This is a genomic window from Mucilaginibacter sp. UYNi724 (assembly GCF_054057495.1).
Window position 1 is genome coordinate 1 of the sequence record NZ_JBSRZI010000026.1, and the last position, 18,996, is coordinate 18,996.

23 protein-coding genes are annotated in these 18,996 nt (G+C 42.2%); 15 read left to right on the plus strand and 8 right to left on the minus strand.

Annotation, left to right across the window (positions count from 1 at the left end; translation table 11 throughout):
- The first annotated feature begins 64 nt into the window (after positions 1–64).
- The 13 genes from ACVW0P_RS21625 (at position 65) to ACVW0P_RS21685 (ending at position 8,591) form a co-directional block, all read left to right on the plus strand.
- Entirely contained in the window at positions 65–703 is a 639-nt protein-coding gene (locus ACVW0P_RS21625; RefSeq protein ID WP_457133906.1) for a BON domain-containing protein, read from the plus strand.
- Between the two features lie 5 nt (positions 704–708).
- The gene (locus ACVW0P_RS21630) at positions 709–1,113 is read left to right on the plus strand and encodes a hypothetical protein (protein ID WP_457133907.1); all 405 of its coding nucleotides are present in this window, start codon (positions 709–711) and stop codon (positions 1,111–1,113) included.
- Positions 1,114–1,273: 160 nt separating this feature from the next.
- A complete protein-coding gene (locus ACVW0P_RS21635) occupies positions 1,274–1,933 on the plus strand; it encodes a BON domain-containing protein (protein WP_457133908.1) in 660 nt (219 codons plus the stop codon).
- Positions 1,934–1,997: 64 nt separating this feature from the next.
- Positions 1,998–2,261, plus strand: a complete 264-nt coding sequence (locus tag ACVW0P_RS21640; protein WP_457133909.1) for an aldehyde dehydrogenase family protein — start codon at positions 1,998–2,000, stop codon at positions 2,259–2,261.
- 40 nt (positions 2,262–2,301) lie between these two features.
- Positions 2,302–3,072, plus strand: coding sequence for an MlaE family ABC transporter permease (locus ACVW0P_RS21645; RefSeq protein ID WP_457133910.1), 771 nt, complete (start codon positions 2,302–2,304; stop codon positions 3,070–3,072).
- A gap of 86 nt (positions 3,073–3,158) precedes the next feature.
- On the plus strand, positions 3,159–3,839 hold the full coding sequence (locus tag ACVW0P_RS21650) for an ABC transporter ATP-binding protein (protein ID WP_457133911.1): 681 nt from the start codon (positions 3,159–3,161) through the stop codon (positions 3,837–3,839).
- Between the two features lie 3 nt (positions 3,840–3,842).
- Positions 3,843–4,841, plus strand: a complete 999-nt coding sequence (locus ACVW0P_RS21655) for an MlaD family protein (protein ID WP_457133912.1) — start codon at positions 3,843–3,845, stop codon at positions 4,839–4,841.
- 2 nt (positions 4,842–4,843) lie between these two features.
- Positions 4,844–5,221, plus strand: coding sequence for a histidine kinase dimerization/phospho-acceptor domain-containing protein (locus ACVW0P_RS21660; protein WP_457133913.1), 378 nt, complete (start codon positions 4,844–4,846; stop codon positions 5,219–5,221).
- 93 nt (positions 5,222–5,314) lie between these two features.
- Positions 5,315–5,446: a hypothetical protein gene (locus tag ACVW0P_RS21665; RefSeq protein ID WP_457133914.1), complete on the plus strand. Its 132-nt coding sequence runs from the start codon at positions 5,315–5,317 to the stop codon at positions 5,444–5,446.
- A complete protein-coding gene (locus ACVW0P_RS21670; RefSeq protein ID WP_457133915.1) occupies positions 5,443–6,657 on the plus strand; it encodes an NAD-dependent succinate-semialdehyde dehydrogenase in 1,215 nt (404 codons plus the stop codon). Before ACVW0P_RS21665 ends, ACVW0P_RS21670 begins: the two co-directional genes overlap by 4 nt.
- A 212-nt stretch (positions 6,658–6,869) precedes the next feature.
- A complete protein-coding gene (locus tag ACVW0P_RS21675) occupies positions 6,870–7,289 on the plus strand; it encodes a hypothetical protein (RefSeq protein WP_457133916.1) in 420 nt (139 codons plus the stop codon).
- Between the two features lie 80 nt (positions 7,290–7,369).
- Positions 7,370–7,822 carry a pyridoxamine 5'-phosphate oxidase family protein gene (locus ACVW0P_RS21680; RefSeq protein WP_457133917.1) on the plus strand — a complete coding sequence of 151 codons (453 nt, stop codon included), beginning with the start codon at positions 7,370–7,372 and terminating at the stop codon, positions 7,820–7,822.
- A 7-nt stretch (positions 7,823–7,829) separates the two neighbouring features.
- On the plus strand, positions 7,830–8,591 hold the full coding sequence (locus tag ACVW0P_RS21685; RefSeq protein WP_457133918.1) for a patatin-like phospholipase family protein: 762 nt from the start codon (positions 7,830–7,832) through the stop codon (positions 8,589–8,591).
- A gap of 271 nt (positions 8,592–8,862) precedes the next feature.
- On the opposite strand, the gene ACVW0P_RS21690 is transcribed toward ACVW0P_RS21685, so the two are convergent.
- From ACVW0P_RS21690 to ACVW0P_RS21710, 5 genes are all read right to left on the minus strand, one after another.
- Entirely contained in the window at positions 8,863–9,339 is a 477-nt protein-coding gene (locus tag ACVW0P_RS21690; RefSeq protein ID WP_457133919.1) for a rhodanese-like domain-containing protein, read from the minus strand.
- Positions 9,340–9,451: 112 nt separating this feature from the next.
- Positions 9,452–10,495 carry a selenide, water dikinase SelD gene (gene selD, locus ACVW0P_RS21695; protein ID WP_457133920.1) on the minus strand — a complete coding sequence of 348 codons (1,044 nt, stop codon included), beginning with the start codon at positions 10,493–10,495 and terminating at the stop codon, positions 9,452–9,454.
- A complete protein-coding gene (gene mnmH / locus ACVW0P_RS21700; protein ID WP_457133921.1) occupies positions 10,488–11,528 on the minus strand; it encodes a tRNA 2-selenouridine(34) synthase MnmH in 1,041 nt (346 codons plus the stop codon). The genes selD and mnmH overlap by 8 nt, the downstream gene beginning before the upstream one ends.
- A gap of 108 nt (positions 11,529–11,636) precedes the next feature.
- Positions 11,637–13,661 carry a copper-translocating P-type ATPase gene (locus tag ACVW0P_RS21705; RefSeq protein WP_457133922.1) on the minus strand — a complete coding sequence of 675 codons (2,025 nt, stop codon included), beginning with the start codon at positions 13,659–13,661 and terminating at the stop codon, positions 11,637–11,639.
- 211 nt (positions 13,662–13,872) lie between these two features.
- Positions 13,873–14,085 carry a hypothetical protein gene (locus tag ACVW0P_RS21710; protein ID WP_457133923.1) on the minus strand — a complete coding sequence of 71 codons (213 nt, stop codon included), beginning with the start codon at positions 14,083–14,085 and terminating at the stop codon, positions 13,873–13,875.
- A gap of 541 nt (positions 14,086–14,626) precedes the next feature.
- On the opposite strand from ACVW0P_RS21710, the gene ACVW0P_RS21715 reads away from it, so the two are divergent.
- Both ACVW0P_RS21715 and ACVW0P_RS21720 read left to right on the plus strand, forming a co-directional pair.
- Positions 14,627–15,280, plus strand: coding sequence for a class I SAM-dependent methyltransferase (locus tag ACVW0P_RS21715; RefSeq protein WP_457133924.1), 654 nt, complete (start codon positions 14,627–14,629; stop codon positions 15,278–15,280).
- Between the two features lie 151 nt (positions 15,281–15,431).
- Positions 15,432–16,463 carry a polysaccharide deacetylase family protein gene (locus ACVW0P_RS21720; RefSeq protein ID WP_457133925.1) on the plus strand — a complete coding sequence of 344 codons (1,032 nt, stop codon included), beginning with the start codon at positions 15,432–15,434 and terminating at the stop codon, positions 16,461–16,463.
- Positions 16,464–16,677: 214 nt separating this feature from the next.
- Here ACVW0P_RS21720 and ACVW0P_RS21725 read toward each other — a convergent pair whose 3' ends face one another.
- The 3 genes from ACVW0P_RS21725 to ACVW0P_RS21735 form a co-directional block, all read right to left on the minus strand.
- Positions 16,678–17,400 carry an AAA family ATPase gene (locus ACVW0P_RS21725; protein WP_457133926.1) on the minus strand — a complete coding sequence of 241 codons (723 nt, stop codon included), beginning with the start codon at positions 17,398–17,400 and terminating at the stop codon, positions 16,678–16,680.
- A 4-nt stretch (positions 17,401–17,404) separates the two neighbouring features.
- Positions 17,405–17,869 carry a hypothetical protein gene (locus tag ACVW0P_RS21730; RefSeq protein ID WP_457133927.1) on the minus strand — a complete coding sequence of 155 codons (465 nt, stop codon included), beginning with the start codon at positions 17,867–17,869 and terminating at the stop codon, positions 17,405–17,407.
- A 9-nt stretch (positions 17,870–17,878) separates the two neighbouring features.
- On the minus strand, positions 17,879–18,996 hold a 1,118-nt coding region (locus tag ACVW0P_RS21735), incomplete at its 5' end, for a hypothetical protein (protein WP_457133928.1).

The following is an 18,996-nucleotide window of genomic DNA, read 5'->3' on the forward strand; positions in this document are numbered from 1 at the left end:
GTCAGTTTGCCCCGGAATGGGGTGGTCAATTTGACGCGGAATCACTGGTCACATTCCGCCGGAATTGGGTGGTCAATATCAGCGGTATATCCAGGAACCAACCCTGCATGCGGCGAAAATTGGCGTAAATGCCGAAGGCGGGATAATCACCTTAACAGGTACCGTTGACACCCATTTGAAAAAGACCAAGGCAGAAGACGCGGCCAAAAATGTAATTGGTGTAAAGGCGGTTGTAGAAAAATTAGATGTTACGTACAGGGATGAACACGAAATAACTGACGATGAGATAGCGCAGGAAGTTTTAAATGCTTTAAAAACGGACTTGGAGGTTCCTGATGAACTGGTTAAAGTTCAAGTAGAGAACGGATGGGTTACCTTAACAGGGGAACTCCCGTGGAATTATCAAAAACAAGCTGCACAAATAGCGATCAGGCATTTGCCCGGAGTTAAAGTTCTTTCTAATGATATTTCAATAGAACCGGAAGCGGATAACGAATTAGAGAAAGCCGCTATTGAAAGCGCATTCAGACGCAGCGCTTCAATAGACGAAGCTAATATCCACGTAAGTGTACTTGGCAACAACGTACGGTTGACGGGTGTGGTCAGATCCTACAGTCAACGCGACGAAGCGGAACGGATGGCTTGGAACGCTCCCGGTGTGCAGGCCGTGGATAATGAGATCGCAATAGACTTCAACGAATAAAAAAAATGACAATCTACCTCCAAATTATCTGGCTTTTATTACTGGCCATACCCATCGCCTGCGTGGCCTGGACGGTTACGCATGAAGAGGTTTTTCGTGAACCACGGGAGTATTGCGTTCGACGAAATAAGGAAGGTAAAACCTTAGTGGTACGGAAGTTTTTTTACCTGTTTACCTGTGAATACTGCTTCAGTCATTACGTAACCATCGTCTTTCTCTTTTTAACCAGTTACCATTTATTAATGACCGACTGGCGTGGCTATCTGATCGCGGGCTTTGCCTTAGTTTACGTAGCCAATGCCTACATGAGCCTCTTTGGGCTGATCCGTCAGGATATCGCAAAAGAAAAAGCAGAGATCAAATGCCTTAATGAAGAAGTGGAAAAATTAAAATCCGCTGCCCGTGATTGAAGTTATGCATGCGAATGTGCCCGGATCGGCTATGCATTTAAAAGGTAACTGTTTTTAAACATATTCCCAGGTGACGAACGTCATTACCCCGGTAGCTGATTGTCTGCACCTTTGATGTATCAGGAAGCCAAATAACTTAAAGCCCCTGAAAACATCGAAAATGAGAACAAACGAAGAATTGCAACAAGACGTTGAAAACGCGATCAAATGGGAACCGTTATTGAACGCCGGTGAAATTGGCGTAACTGCCAAAGACGGTGTGATCACGCTGACCGGAACCGTTGACAATTACCTTAAAAAAAAAGAAGCTGAAAATGCCGCCAAAAGTGTTGCCGGCGTAAAAGCGGTAGCAGAAGACATTACCATCAAATTCCCGAGCGATTTCAGAAAAAGCGATACAGAAATTGCCAAAGAAGTAATCGACGCTTTAAAAGCTAACTGGATACCAGATGGCAAGATCAAGGTAGTTGTTGAAAACGGATGGGTAAAACTGGAAGGTGCCTTGCATTGGAACTTCCAAAGAGACGCAGCTAAAAACGCGGTCAAACCGCTGATGGGTGTGATCGGCGTAACTAATGATATCAAGATCCAGGCCGAAAGCCATGACGAGATCGAAACGAAAGAGATTGAAGAAGCGCTTGCGCGTAACTGGTCTGTTAGTGACCAAGGTATTGAAGTAAAAGTAAACGGCAGCCGGGTTACTTTAACAGGCTCGGTACATTCACTTTATCAAAAAGATGAAGCGGACCGTATTGCCTGGAACGCTCCCGGTGTTTGCATAGTGGATAACGAGTTGAATATCGACTATTACGAAAACTAAATCCTGGCTGGAGGCGGGCCTCCAGCTTTAATAATCATCACTCACCTTTTAATCAATATCAGGCATGTTGCTTCAAACACCACTATACCATAATGTATTCGAGACAAAACGCTGCCAGGAGATATCGGCAGTATTAATTGAAACGGAATTAGCGCAGGCTGAAAAAAGATTGGAAACGTGGGAAAATAAAAGCTACTATCAAAAGGTAGCCTCATTAGCTAAGGTAGCTGACCTGTTACCTGACCACACAGATAAGCTTTCTGTGCTGATCAAGGCAGAGATCGATTCCCTGCTGGCCCAAAGTTACCGCGAGATCGCGCTTTTATAGGCATGATACCGGACGCCAATTACCTAAATAAATATAGAATATGCCTTTACTGACAAATACGCGGGAATTCTTTGACGAGACCGGAAACATTACCAAATTCACCGGGCGATTCTTTTCACATGGGATGAAACCCAGATATGAGCTAAAGGAATTGATTGCGCAATGCTATATCATTGGCTATAAGTCCTTACCGCTGGTGGGCCTGACCGGGTTTATCATGGGCTTGGTATTGACCATGCAGTTAAGGCCTTCGCTGGTCAGCTACGGTGTAGAATCCCAGTTACCGGTGATGGTGGGCATCGCCATTGTACGCGAAATAGGCGCGGTGATCACCGCGCTTATTTTTGCGGGCAAGATCGGCAGCAGCATTGGTGCTGAACTCGGCTCCATGAAAGTGACCGAGCAGATCGACGCCATGGAAGTAAGCGGGACTAATCCGACTAAATATCTGGTGGCTACGCGTGTCATCGCTACTACCTTTATGCTGCCAATACTCACCATATTAGGCGATGCCATCTCTCTGTTAGGTGCCTACATCGGCGTAAATATTAATTCAGTAACGAGCATCAAATTCTTTTTCAATCAAGTCTTTCAGAGCATCGGCTACAGTGACGTGCTCCCGGCAGTAATCAAAACAATCTTCTTCGGATTTGCAGTGGGTATAATCGGCTGTTATAAAGGCTTTAACTCTACCAAGGGAACAAGAGGTGTAGGCAGTTCGGCGAATTCAGCGGTTGTATTGGCTTCTGTACTCATTTTTGTCATCGACCTTTTAGCGGTACAGTTCACCAACTTATTAGGCTTAAATTAAAAATAATGAAAGCGCCCGTTCAAAACGACGAACCGAAAATTCCGGTTATTACGATCTCACATGTTTTCAAGCGTTTCGGACCAAATGTGGTCCTGAAAGATTTTAACCTCGTTATCAATAAGGAAGAGAACGTAGTGATCCTGGGCAAATCAGGTTCCGGTAAATCTGTCCTAATTAAATGCATTATCGGGCTGTTAAAGGCCGATAAAGGAAGCATCAATGTATTTGGTGATGATGTCACCAAATTAAGTGACGATGAACTGGATAAAGTTCGTACAAAAATGGGGTTTCTGTTTCAGGGTAATGCCTTGTATGATTCTATGACCGTCCGCGAAAACCTGGAGTTCCCCCTACGCCGACATTGGACGGACCTTACCCAATCCAAGGTCAACTCAATGGTAAAGGAGGCTTTGGAAAACGTGGGCCTGGCTCACACTACAGAAATGATGCCTGAGGAATTATCCGGTGGGATGCTGAAAAGGATCGCGCTGGCCCGCACAATGATCCTCAAGCCCGAGATCATTTTGTACGATGAACCGACGACAGGGCTTGACCCGGTTACGGCGCGGGAGATCGATCAGCTGATATTAACCTTACAAAGAAAATATCTTACGTCTTCAATCATTATTTCACATGATATGAATTGCGTAAAAAATATATCCGACCGGGTGGTGCTGTTATTGGACGGCATATGCTACGCGGATGGCACTTACCAGTCACTTGAAAGTTCAGGAGACAAGAAGATTAAACAATTTTTTGAATCATAGACCATGGCAAATAAAGGTGAAAATAATATTAAACTGGGTGTGTTTGTACTGGCAGGCTTGCTGGTGCTCATGGCATCCTTTTATATGATCGGCAAGAACAGGAATATCTTCGGCAGCAGCTTTGAATTGAAGGCCCGCTTTAATAACCTTAACGGGTTGATGGAAGGGAACAATGTACTGTTCTCAGGTATCCAGGCGGGGACCGTCAAAAAAATTACGATGATCAACGACACGCTGATCGAAGTGACCTTAGCGATTGACAATAAAACAAGTGCTTTCATCCACAAAAATGCATTAGCAGGTATAGGTACAGAAGGCTTAATGGGGAATAAAGTAGTTAACATACAGGCGAAACGAGGCAGCAGCCCGATGGTAGAGACCGGCGATATCCTGGCGGCACAAAAAATGATCAATACCGATGAAATGCTGCTGACGTTGTCCAAGACTAATAACAATATTGCCACCATATCCGAAAGCTTGAAAAACGCCGTCCTGGGGATCGACAGCAGCGCACTGATTAAATTGCTGAACGATAAGCGGATAGGGACCAGCTTGCGCTCTTCCTTAAAAAGCATCAATCAAGCGAGCGTCAACGCGGACAAACTGACGCGGGGATTAAACGATATGATCGTGCACATCAAACAAGGCAAGGGCGCAGCTGGCGTATTAATTTCAGATCCTGCAGTGGCGGGCGATCTCAAAAGTGCTATAAGCAATATCCGCTCGTCGACTGAACATGCCAACCAAATGACGGGGCAACTACAGGAGATTGTCCAAAACGTCAATCATGACCTTTCTAATGGAAAAGGACCATTGCATGGCCTGCTTAGAGATTCTACAATGACCAAAAAGATCAGTTTGAGCCTTGATAACGTGCAAAAAGGCACTGATGGCTTCAATCAAAACATGGAGGCTTTAAAACATAATTTCTTTTTTAAAGGCTACTTCAAAAACTTGGCTAAGCAACAAAAAAAAGACAGCCTGGCCCGCACCGGCAAATGATTGTGAAAGAAAAACTTAACCTATCCATCATGGTACCGCGCATTTCTATGAAAATAAAACAGGACCTTTCAGTTAAGCGGATCGATCAGCTGGAATTGGAAAACGCGCAACTACACGCGCTACTGCAAAAACAGATTGATATCAACCATTCGAAAACCGTTTTCCTGGCCAAAGTATCTCATGATTTGCGGTCCCCGTTAACTAACATTCAGCTTTCCGCCTCGCTGATCGAGCATTACTACAAGTACATGAACGAGGAGAAGATATTCGGTCACTTAGGCAAAATAAAAGACGCGGTGAGCAATTTCGTCGTGATCCTGAATAATTACCTTCTCAATGAACAAGATCAAAAAGTTGACGAAGATCAGTTTACCGGGTGACCGGTGACATCGGTCCAACGGCCTATTATCAGCAGTTTTGCAGAAAGACTTCGTGATCCTAATAGCAGCGGTCCTTATATATAAAAACTAATTATGCCTATAGCAACCATTAATCCCTTTAACAACAAAGTTGTTAAAACATTTGAAGAAATGAAGCCGGAGACCATCGATGCCGCCATAAGTCAGGCAGAAGAGCGGAAGTATTACACCGTGTTGCGCAGATGATGCGTGACAGATCAGATCAGCTTTCAAAGCTAATTACTTTAGAGATGGGTAAATTATATGCGCAAAGCCAGGGCGAGATCGCTCTAAGCGCGGATATCATCGACTATTACGCCACCAATGGCGAACATTTTTTGGTAAACGAGCATTTAAAGCCTGAATTTGGTGAGGCATACATTCAGAAAAGTCCGATCGGCGTGCTCCTTGGTGTAGAGCCGTGGAATTTTCCCTTCTACCAAGTCGCCCGTTTCGCAGCACCAAATATTATGGCCGGCAACGTGGTTCTGGTTAAACACGCCTCTAATGTACCGCAATGTGCGCAAGCCATTGAAAATATATTTTTAGAGGCAGGGGCTCCAAAAGGACTATACACGAACCTATTTATTTCCGGCGCCAATGTTTCCCAATATATCGCCGATGAACGCATCAAAGGGGTTTCCCTGACGGGCAGTGAACTTGCGGGTGCGAGCTTGGCCGCAGCAGCAGGAAAAGCATTGAAAAAATCTGTTTTAGAATTAGGCGGTAGTGATGCATTCATCGTTTTGGAAGACGCCGATATTGACCAGGCGGTGGCCTGGGCGGTAATAGGCCGCATGAATAACACCGGCCAGTGCTGTGTTGCCGCAAAAAGGTTCATCGTAGCGGAGGCGGTCGCAGATGAGTTCTTGACCAAGTTCAAGGCACAACTAACAGGGTTGAAAGTTGGTGACCCAATGGATAGTGAAACACAGCTTGGCCCTTTAAGCAGCGAAGCTGCGGCTGTGCAGCTTGCAGATCAGGTTAAACGCTCGGTAGATGACGGAGCAAAGGTAATCCTTGGTGGCAAACGCATAAACCGTCCGGGTGCTTTTATGGAAGTTACGATATTAACGGATATTGAACCAGGCATGGCTGCTTATCATGAAGAGTTGTTCGGACCGGTAGCGTCATTTTATCGCGTTAAAGATGAAGCACATGCCATCAGGCTGGCTAATGACTCGCCATTTGGCTTGGGTGGTACAGTATTTACCGCTGATAAAGAAAGAGGCAAAAATGTCGCGGCCATGATCGATACCGGTATGGTTTTCATCAATCACCCTACCTGGACACAGCCTGATCTTCCTTTCGGGGGCACTAAACGTTCCGGTTACGGCCGTGAGCTATCTGCCCTTGGGGTCGAAGAATTTGTTAATAAAAAACTGATCAGGTTCAGTGAATATGCAGACCCTTTTTAGAACCGGACAGAAGTTAAATATTTTCAGATCGGAGACTACTGCTGTAGCCTCCGATCTTTTTTTTGCAATAATCGGCTAACCCAATTAAATGAGTATGTGTTGCGAATCACTTTTTACCCTGATTCGCATCATCGGCACTTACACGGCGTTTCCTGAAATTTACACCATCAATACACCAAGTACCGTCAATGCGGTATCCCAAATTAAATCAAATGGAAAACGTAACTGAAATGTCCGACCGCGCAGAGCAATACTACATTAGCACCAAACGCTGGGTATCTGATCTTGAATTCTTTCAAATTGAAACTGATTTCCTGGGACATTTACAGCAAGATTATTTTATCCGCTTATTTGAGCCAATTGACGTTGCCAAATTAAAAGATGTTAGCAATAAGCTCTTGAAACTGCAATTAGACATGAAAGATGCCCATATGCAGTGCAGTATGCAACTGGATCGTTTAAGCCTGATCGCTGAAAACGAAGCTACTGAAGACATCTCCTATTTAGCGATCGAGAACAATACCTTATCCGACCTGATCAGCATGCTGACCACGGAATATTATGATGTAAAAAAGGAACTCTTCAAATTGGCGGAAGGTGTAATGCGTGAAAATAAATTCTTGCTGTCTTAAAAATATCAGGAGAGCTAAAACAAGCGATGATTGATCACAAGAAATCGTCTTAATTTATTTAAAGAATTTAAATCAAAACAATGTTAAGAGAACTCAACGATACACAAATAGAAGCCTTATTGAAAAATGAACTGACCGGAAGGATCGGGTGTCAATCAGAGGGAGTGGTCTATATTGTTCCGGTAAATTATGTTTATGACGGGGCGAACATTTATTGTCATTCCGCTAAGGGGATGAAGATCGACATGATGCGGGAAAACCCCGAAATTTGTTTCGAGGTAGAAAACATTAAGGATGTAACGAATTGGGAGACGGCCATTGCCTGGGGAAGATTTGAAGAGATCACGGACATGGCCGAAAAGCAAAAAGTACTGCAACAATTGACTAATAGGATCACGCCTTACATCATCGACGATTCTATTACCCGTGAACATGGTTTTGCGGATGAGGAAAGCGATATCGGTACAACCATCGAGTTGATCATATATAAGATTGTTGTCCATAAAAAAACCGGTCGTTTTGAAGACAGATAATCTATAAATGGCGAAGATCGGATTAGTGCTTTCGGGTGGCGGCGTAAAGGGAATAGCCCATCTTGGTCTGTTAAAGGCGCTGGAGGAATTGGGTATTAAACCAACAGTGATCTCAGGCGTTAGCTCGGGCGCGGTTATCGGGGCTTTATATGCAGCCGGTTATACACCCATGCAAATATTAAGCATGGCAAAGGATCATTCGCCCATGAGTGTCATGGCTGTAATCCTTACTGCCGGAGGCCTTTTTTCACCTGAAGTTTTAAAGGACGTGCTGATGGAAGCCTTACCACAAAATGATTTTGCGCTGCTAAAGATCCCATTATTTGTAACGGCTACTGATCTGAACAATTGCAGCAGCATAACTTTTTCTGAAGGCGTTTTGAATGAGGTTATCGTCGGTTCATCAGCAGTCCCGGCAGTATTTGATCCGATTCCCCATAAGCATTTTTTGCTGGTAGATGGCGGCGTGCTCAATGATTTTCCGGTAGATTGCCTGACCGGCAAATGCGATAAGATCATCGGGTCACAAGTCAATAAACTGGTCAACAGTGAAGGGATCAAATTGTCACGGCTTCAGGTGCTGGAACGATGTTTTCATTTGGCAAACGCTGAAAATTGTGCTTCCCAGGCAAGGCTATGCGATATATTGATAGCGCCGCTGCTTACGCCATACAATATGGTTGAAATGAAATATGCAGATGAGATCTTCGAGATCGGGTATCAGGCCACCATGGCTCAAAAAGAAGATCTTTTGTTACTTATTAATTGAGACCAGCTTGCAGAAACCCGTCCTGAATATCTTTGCGCCACCCCGATACAATTATCCGCCACCCATATGAAAATGGTGAGCCCGCTCTTTATCTCGGTAGCTAAAGTTGGTTTAACCTTGACCCTGTTCCTGATCGGTGGCGGTTTGTCGAGAAGTGTGTTAACAGCAGTAGGTTTTAGCCTTTGTTTCAAGGTGTGGTGCTGCGGATCGCTACATCTACAGCGGCTTTGTATGCGGTGATGCATTTGGCGTAATGCAACTATGATTAGAATCAGCTTCCTGCCAACGGATATCCTTTAGCGATCCAATTGGTTTGCAGGTTTACCGGAAGATTTAGCAGCTTTACGTTTGTAAAGCCCATTTTCTTCAATTCCTGGAAAGCCGGCCTGATGTTCGGACATTTTGGGAAAGGGCAACAGCCGCAATAAATTACGATAGCGGTGTTTTTAGGTAGCACAGTTACTATGCTTTTTAGCGCTTTCAGGTTTTCTATTTTACCGGCTGCACCAATATGTTTAGCTCCTTTAATGTCTTCAACCGCACCAATGTTTAGTATTAGCGGTAATTTACCCGGGTTTCCTTTAATGCTTGCAGCAAGTATAGCAGGCTCCATCAATTCACTGTTTGTCCAGGGATAGTTATTAAGTACGGAAGGTACAGCTACCGGGGATGTCTGCGCTTTGGCTGTTGAAGACCATAAGCCGGCTATTAACAGGCAGCAAATTGTTAGGATTGTTTTAATTTTCATTGAGGTGGAATTATAGTGCTTTATTACAAGATCAAATGTATTCATAAAAGATAATCAAAAAGCAAATGGGTTTATATTGAAATGCAGGAACGCCCTTCTAAATAAAAAGTAATTAGATTACTGATATCAAAGCACCACCACTATCTGGTTGTTTTAACCAACCAATAGGCACTAAAATGTGGCCAAGGTCTTGTAGCTCTGCTTCAAATCTTGCAGTTCCTTCTTCTGCGACAGCTACCAGCAGGCCGCCGCTTGTTTGCGGATCGGCTAATATATGTTTCTGTTCTTCGGTCAACGGGCTAATCTTGCTACCGTAACTGTTCCAGTTACGCTGTGTACCGCCCGGAAAACACTTTTGTTCCAGGTAACCCGCTAACAATGGAATAACCGGTACTTTATCAAACTCAATAACTGCCGCTAAACCGCTGCCTTCGCACATTTCTGTGAGGTGGCCTAATAAGCCAAAGCCGGTTACATCGGTCATGGCCTTTACATTGTCCATCCGGCCAAATACTTCGCCAAGCTTATTTAAGGTGGTCATGCTCTTTAATGCGATAGCTGCATCTTCTGGCAGTAATACCCCTCGCTTTTGAGCGGTTGACAAGATACCCACGCCCAAAGCTTTGGTGAGGTATAAACGACAACCAGTGGTAGCAGTGGAATTTTGTTTCAATTGTGAGATATTAACGATCCCATTAACCGCCAAGCCAAATACAGGTTCGGGGCAATCAATACTATGGCCGCCTGCTAAAGTGATACCCGCCTCGGCACACACGGCCCTTGATCCTTCCAGTACTTTTTGAGCAACCTCCGGCGGTAACTTATCAATTGGCCACCCTAAAATAGCAATGGCCAATACCGGTTTACCGCCCATGGCATAAACGTCACTTATGGCATTAGTCGAAGCGATGCGCCCGAAATCATAGGCATCGTCTACAATCGGCATAAAAAAGTCGGTTGTAGAGATCAAAGCGGTGCCGTTACCCAAATCTAACACGGCTGCGTCGTCTCGTTTATCATTACCTACCAATAGCCTCGCATCAGGAATTGCAGCTACAGGGCTGTGCAGTATCTTATCAAGGATTGCGGGGCTAATTTTACAGCCGCAACCTGCACCGTGCGAGTATTGAGTCAGTCTTATGGTTTGATTATCCATTAGTATCAAGTATATTAGGAGTAAAATTTAAAACGTGATGAACATGTGTTGCAATGTTGGCGTCTTTTAGTTCCAATGAAAATACCCGCGCTTTATTTCGTTTGCTTAAACCGGTTCGGTAGGTTTTGTCATAGTAAACCAGAACGATCTTTACAAAGTCTTTCATGCGGCCTTCCATGATAGCTTCTATAGCGTACTTGGTTTGCTCCGGACCGAGCCGTTTACGGATGCGCTCGGTAGATTCTATTAGAAACTCTTTGGATAAACAACCATATTCAGCTGCCAATGCGTCAACCCGTTGTTCAAAGTCAACAATGATATTAATCATTGGCGCATCCCGCATTTGATGCCAGAAGGAATTAGGTATCGAACGTTTACCTATGGTCAGGCTTTCATCTTCCACCCAAATCTTTTTTTGGTTGTCCAACTTTCTGAGCTGATTGGCCAGGTTATTTTCAAATTGCTCCTGTGTCGGCTGCAGCATTTTGTTCATGCTGCCATAAGATGAACCCTGGTGCTGTGCCAGATCTTCCAGGTCAATCACCTGCTCGCCCATGCGCTGAAGTTGATGTAATAGCCGGGTTTTACCTGAACCGGTCATGCCGCCAAGAATTTGAAGCTGGTATTGTTTTTCAAACTGCTGGTGCACCCAGCCACGATATTTTTTATAACCGCCCTGTATAACGTAAACTTCGAAGCCATAGAGATCAAGCGCCCAGGCCATGGCCCCACTCCTCATACCGCCGCGCCAGCAGTGAACTGCTATCTTTTTATTCGGTGCAATTAATAAAGCTTGCTTAATAAAGCCCGACCACTTAGGGCCTGTGAGGTCGAACCCTAAAAGGATAGCCTCTTCACGGCCAACCTGCTTGTAAGTTGTACCTACTTTAACCCGCTCTTCATTACTGAAAAGTGGCAGGCTAAACGCATCCGCGATATGGCCATGCTCAAATTCCGCAGATGTTCGTACATCAATAAGAGGGATGTCAACCTGCACCTGCAGAAAATCGTTGATCAATATTGGCTTTACCATCGTGGTGCAAATATACAGTTGTATTTAATTCCCCGCTGATTTACAGGCATTCGTGCTAAAATATGTTTAACCACTGCGCAAATACTATCTCTTTCTTACTAATAATAATTAAGCCCTTACTTTTAATAAACTGGCATTGATAGCAACAACCACGGTGCTGACAGTCATTAACACGGCACCTACGGCCGGACTTAACACAATACCATGGTTATAGAGCACACCGGCAGCCAATGGTAAAGCAATTACATTATAACCTGTTGCCCAGATCAGGTTCTGTATCATTTTACGGTAAGTTGCTTTACCGAACAATACCAGGCTAACAATATCTTTGGGATTACTGTTAACCAGAACAATCCCAGCCGTTTCCGCCGCAATATCGCTTCCCGACCCTACAGCTATACCGATATCTGCCTGTGCCAGCGCAGGCGCATCGTTAACACCGTCCCCGGTCATCGCTACAAACTCGCCTTTACTTTGTAGTTCTTTGATCTTTTCTAATTTTTGATGCGGCAATACCTCGGCAATAAAACTATCCATACCTAATGTTTTACTTACGCTGGCAGCTACTTTTTTGTTGTCACCAGTAAGAAGGATAGACTTGATGTTCTCTTCTTTCAATATTTTGATAGCTTCCGCTGATTCGGGACGTATCTCATCTGATAAGGCTATATAGCCTGTCAGTTTTTGATCGATCAATACAAACACCACTGTTTCGGTGTCATTAGCACTAAAACCATCCGGGAGCGTAATGTCATTATCCTTTAAATAACCGGGACTGACAACCAAAAGTTTTTTGCCCTCTACAGTGGCTTCAACACCCTGCCCGGTAATCGCCTTAAAATTTTCGGCCTGTGGGATCGTTATTTTCAGGTCTTTAACTTTTTGCAGGATTCCTGTCGCAATGGGATGCTCTGACTTTTGTTCTAAAGCCGATGCCAGGCGTATCAACTCGTTCTCGTTAATATCTTTATCCAACAATACCACTTTCGATACTTCAAACTTCCCAACGGTGAGCGTCCCCGTTTTATCAAATACAATCGTGGTAATTTTCCTTGCATTTTCAAAAGCAGTTCTATTTTTGATCAAAAGGCCGTGTTTTGCAGACAAAGCGGTTGATTTGGCTACGACAAGCGGTACCGCTAACCCCAAAGCATGAGGACAGCAAATAACGATCACCGTTACCATTCTTTCCATCGCGAATGCCAAAGTCTGCCCTGTTAAGTACCAGTATAGAAATGTACCGATGCCTGTAACCAACGCAATTACGGTTAGCCATTTGGCTGCAGTATCTGCCAATAACTGTGTCTGAGATTTAGATTTTTGCGCATCATCTACCAGTTTGACCACCTGGGACAAATAGGAATCTTTAGCTGCATGGGAAACCGTTACTTTAAAGGAGCCATTGCCGTTGATAGAACCGGCGATTACCTTATCCCCCTTTACTTTTAATACCGGCTTAGATTCACCGGTCAGCATCGATTCGTTCAGGTAACTTTCTCCTTCCAGTATGATCCCGTCGGCTGCCACTTTTTCACCAGGCTTTATGAGGATGATATCCTTTTCTTTCAGGCTGTCTGTTTTTACGTCATGCACCATATCCGGCATAACCATGTGTGCTTCGGCTGGCATGAGTTGAACCAATAACTCCAGTTCCTTTGATGCGCCCATTACGGACCTCATTTCTATCCAGTGGCCCAACAGCATGATCAAAATAAGGGTGGCCAGTTCCCAAAAGAAATCCATCCCTTTCAAACCGAATACGATAGCAACGCTATAGCTGTAGGCAACGGTAATGGCAAAGCCGATGAGGAACATCATGCCTGGACTTTTGGTTTTTATTTCAGTAACCAAACCTGTTAGAAAAGGCCAGCCACCATAAACAAATACGATAGAGGATAAAACAAACAAAATATAGGAAGAGCCTGTAAATTCCCAGTTTACCCCCATAAAATGCTGTATCATGGTAGATAACAAAATAATAGGAATGGTCAATATCAGCACCACATAAAATCGCTTTTTAAAATCAGCGATCATCATGGCATGGTGGTCATGCTCCGACATGCCCATGTGGGCATCATGCCCTTTATGCATTTTATTGTGATCGATACCTTCCGGCATTTTGCTCATATCCATAGGTCTTGATTTAAATTGGTAATTATAATTATGCTTTATTCGCCGCTTTTTCTTTTGCCTTCATTAACCAATAGCAATGTGCGGCGCAAGCATGAAGCTTAAAGTTTTTGTACGTGGTTCCAAAATTATGCCACTGCGGATCTAAAATGGCGCAGTTCTCCTTGTCAATATCTTCGTAATCAAAACGTTTTCGCCATATATATAATATGATCTATTCTTTTTGACCATACCTGATTTTCGCCGCCAGCACCGATAAAGTTTCCGTATTGTCGATAAGATGCAATTCCTTACCGGTATTATCCCTAACCATACTGTTCTTATCAATATAGCCAAGTTTAGTTCCCGCGTGGTTATGTATCCCACCACTGGCATTAATAAAAAAAATTCCGGTCGTATCGTTTGCTTTTTGTGCAAACGCGCTCATTGCAACACTGGTTGTGCGAATTTAGTACCATCAATAATGAAGATGCAGTTTTTTCAAGATCATTTTTTTAGTGGAAGCAAGTATTAACTATCACAAAAATCCTTTATAAAACGTTGTATTTTGTAGCGGGGCTAAAATAGGGATTCTATACACTCATTAAGGACTTACTCTATTACAATAGTCAATTTTACAGACTGTCGTTTCTCCAATATTAGACAGTTTGCCGCAAAATCGAGTTACAACGGTTTTGGCATTGAAGTTTGTTTACAATGCACACATTTTCTTTGGATCGTGAAATTTGAACTCATGTATTTTAAATTTACACAATCTAAGTATCCAGGCGCGACTTTTTGTGCCATTCAAAAATCGTATGTCGTTGATCCATACTGTTCAGCATAGTTTGCTAATGAAAAATATATTTCGGCTCTACCTGGCGGTGTTTAATTATATTAAAATTTGTTGCGATCGATGTATATCAGTGTGCTGTTTAGTGCATAAAATTCTGCTTTTTAAAAATATTTAATTAGGTTTACTACCAAATATGGCTAACAAATATCTTGACCCCGGTAACAAATTTTCGCTTAATCAGAAATTTAGAGAAAAGAGATTTAAATTTTTTGTTGAACATTTAGAAAAAATAAAAACTGACAAACCAATACGCATTTTAGATGTGGGAGGAATGGAGATTTATTGGGAAAGGATGAATTATTTAGACCCTGCGAAGATCCATATTACTTTATATAATTTATTTGAAAACCCGGCAAGTTATAACAATATAACCAGTGTTGTGGGCGATGCAACCGACCTTAGCCGCTACGCTGACGGTGAATTTGACATGGTTTTTTCAAACTCTGTAATAGAGCATTTGTACACAAAAGAAAATCAGCAGAAAATGGCTGATGAAATAAGAAGGGTTGGTAAAAGCTATCATGTGCAAACACCAAATTATTACTTCCCTATCGAACCCCATTGGTTATTTCCGATGTTTCAGTTTTTGCCGAAAGGTTTAAAAGTTTTTCTTACCACTAACTTTAAACTGGGCCATATTGGCAAATTACCAAAGGAAAAAGCAATTGATGTTGTAAATGAAGTTAGCTTACTTAAAGAGAGCGAAATGAAGGCCCTCTTTCCTGATGCACAAGTTTACAGGGAAAAATTTGCCGGCTTGGTAAAGTCCATCACGATGTATCGCTAAGCCGAAGAGATAAAAAACATTATTATTAAAACTACCTGATCATTCCGGTTAGGTAGTTCTTTAATAACTAAAGTTTAAACCGCTCTTCCGATAATGGCATTTTATTCAAGCAACAACTCAGCTGGTAGTTATTATATATAATTTATTGACGATGAGATTTTTAGTGTGCTTTATATCATTAGGTTTAAGTAGTATTGGTTGTTTTGCCCAAAAAGCTAACAAGCTTGATTACACTATTGCGCCGTGGCTCAATAATAAAAAAGCAGCGGTAACACTTACGTTTGATGATGGCTTGCATGGCCAATATTATATAGCGTTGCCGTTGCTTATGCAATATGGGTTCAAATCCACCTTCTTCGTCACTGTAAACACCGTTAATAATCAGGTAAAGAACTGGGATGTGATAAACAAAGCGGTGTTAGCCGGTAATGAAATAGGAAACCATTGCATCACTCATCCGCATTTTAAAAACATGCCGCTTGACAGTATTGCTATAGAAAGTATAGTATCAAACAAGCTGATAAATACCAGCTTAACATCGCAAAAAGTTATTACCCTTGCATATCCGTTTGGCGAAGGCGGCGGCACTACCGAAAAGGATCAACAAATAAGGCAAACCATCACTAAATTTTATATTGGAGCAAGGGCCACGCAAAACAAGCCATACGCTTATAACAAGTATAATTTTGCTAAAACCAACGATGATTATTACAAAGTGAACAGTGTTATGATAGCCGATTTGGGCAGCATGAATAACTTTGGTAAATATATTGATCAGACCATTGCCGATGGCGGTTGGTTTTGCCCAACCTACCATGGTATTGCTGATGGGTGGATAATTACTCCGGAAGCTACGTTTAAAAAACATTTAGCCCAACTGGAGCAACGTAAAGCTGATGTTTGGATAGCACCTTTTAGAAATGTGCTACAATATCATAAAGAACGTAACAGCGCCAAATTAACAGCAACAAGCCGCTCAAGTAAAACCTGGAAATTAGCCCTTACAGACACATTGAGCAACGGGCAAAACTTTGACCAGCCTTTAACCATTAATTTAAATGTTAATAGTCGAAAAATAAGATCCGTTAGCCAAAAAGGAAAGCCAATTAATTTTGTTGCAGACAAAAACAAAATAGTGTTTAATGCCCTACCCGGCAATGATAATATTGTAATTGAATTTTAATCTTTCGGGTTTAAGTCATCTTAAACAATCTCTAAAACTAACATCTAAAGCATTATAACGTTTCTGTGTCTGATAATACTTATGGTGCGATTATTGACAAGTATTTACTTTCAAACACATCTTTTGATATGCGAAGATTAGTGATGTGGATTGTTCGTAACAAATTGTTCCACATCAATAAAACAAAATGTTCCCATTTTTAAATTCATGAATATTAAAGTTCACCGATGCTTTTTAGGTACAGCATAGCAACTCGCTGAATGTTCTTGTAGGACTCAGCTATTGTTTTATCTGTTCTAGCGTAAGCCTCAATAATCTTTTTGTTTTTGAATCCGTGAGCTTGGTATAATTGACACTTCTCAGCGAAAGTCGGTGCATCAAGCTCGACCCAACTAAAAATACGCCTTATAAACTCTGGCATTCCGAATCTGTTTGTTTCTTCGTAATGTTCCATTTTTGTCTGAAATTGCTTGGGGCCGGCAATTACTATACCTGATATGTATTGCGTAGCATCACGCAAGTCATGTAAGTGAATTAAATTGGGATCCGAAATTTGATTGCCCTCGTCGATGATCAGCAATTTTTTTTCAGGAGTTTCTTTCAGATAATAACCGATGCTTTCGATGATATGAAATAGTGAGCTTTCCCGGTAAATATTTTTCCATCCCGCTGCTTTTAAGATGGCGCCATACATAACTTTCGATGTCATGGCCCTTGTCACGGATACATAAATAACATGGTCGTTGTTTTCAGCGAAATATTCTAAGGCATTGGTTTTGCCATACCCAGTCTCCGCAATGATGACATTCATCGTTGAAAATCGTTGCGCTTGTTTGCAGACCTGCTGTATGGTATTAAAGTTCGTTGTTTGCAAAATTTCTTTTACCTGAAAATTTCGTAGTCGCTCAAAATCAAAGTCTTCCGGGTGAAATACCATAAAATTAGTTTACGGTCGCATTTGATCCTTTAACTTTAAATAATTCAGATAAAGCTAGCTTCAAATCGACAACTAAATTGTTAGTGTCAGCCTTATCGACTTTTTCGCCTAAATCGATCTTTTCAAGTTTTGTAGTTTTTTTTAGTTTAATAGGTTGTTTACCCACGATAATACTTTCTGATTCTATGTTATTTTCTTTCGCATAAACAGATTGAGGAATTCGGCCGGTATAATTTGAATCTCCAAATACTTCTTCATTTAGCTTCCTTTTCGCAGCAGCTTGTTCTAACCCAAACTTTAATAATCGTGCATTGTCTTCAGCAGTTCGGGTGGCCTTTGCCGATGGTATTTCAATATGACGCTCCAGTTCACAAATTAGGGAATAACTGCTTTTTTCGTATAGAAACAAGTATTCGAGGCTGTCGGGATCAAATCGTAAAACGATATCTTTGTTAATGTACTTTAACAAGAAATCGACTTAATCTTCCTTCATTACATATTCATGCGTCTCATTATTATATTTGAAGCTTACGCCTAACCTTAGAAGATGATGTAGTCTTTCTTCGAATAGCAGTACACGTTTTAAGTTGCCATCCAAAGTAATAGTATGCTGCATTATTGAATTGGCAAAGAGCAGTTGCGGCACTGAATTTTTAAATTCATAAGTACAGTTGTAAGATTCAATTTCTTGTTTAATCAATCTTTCAAGTTCGAGCTTGGACCTCAGGTTTTTTGGGTGGGTATAGTATGACCGCTCATCTTCATTAGGACGCGCCCCTACCCTTTGACTGCGAATGGTTTCTCCCTGGTAACCACTTACTTTTTTAGAGAATAGCAAGTTAAATACGTTAAAAAAGTTTTCTATATAGGATTTATCTTGTTTGTTACCTACTTTGCTGTGTCTGACTAAGGCTCCCATGGTACGCATTTTTTCAAAATACACCTTGGCAATTCCTGAATGCAAGCATCGGTGATTATCTATCACTAATTCTGCGGGAATTGTATTAGTTTCTAAGATCGATTGTTTGAAAACCTCGAAATAGCTTGCAAAAGTTTCGCTTTGTGACAAAGTATATCCAACTATTTTATGGGAGAAAACGTCGATAGCGGCAATCATAACTAGGTAGCCTACTTTTCCTTCACTCGTGCGATAAGGAAAGGCGTACTTACTTCCATCGGCCTGATATAAATCCCCCGGAAAGTCCGGCCCTCTCCTCTTGGGGTGCATCATTAAGGCTTCAACACCTTCTGACCCTTGTCGCTCGATAAAATATTTGCCGTAGCTCTCTAAACTTTTTGTTCTGCGAATAATAGCCTGAATAGATACTGGCTTAATCCCTTTAAGAACTCGTGGCATATTGATTTGGCGGCGAGCCTCTCTATAACTAAGTAGGTTACCATCTCGAAAAGTATTTTCGAGAATAGTAATTTCTGCTTGTGTGAATTTTATTGACGCATTTTCATTACTGTAATATTTGTTAAGTATCGCATCAAGCCCGAAAGTTGATATTCCGGGGATGTTGACCACCTGATTCCGTGGCAAATTGACCAGGCAATTAGCTGGCGAACGATAGCAGCGAGAGCTGTAAAAGCGTT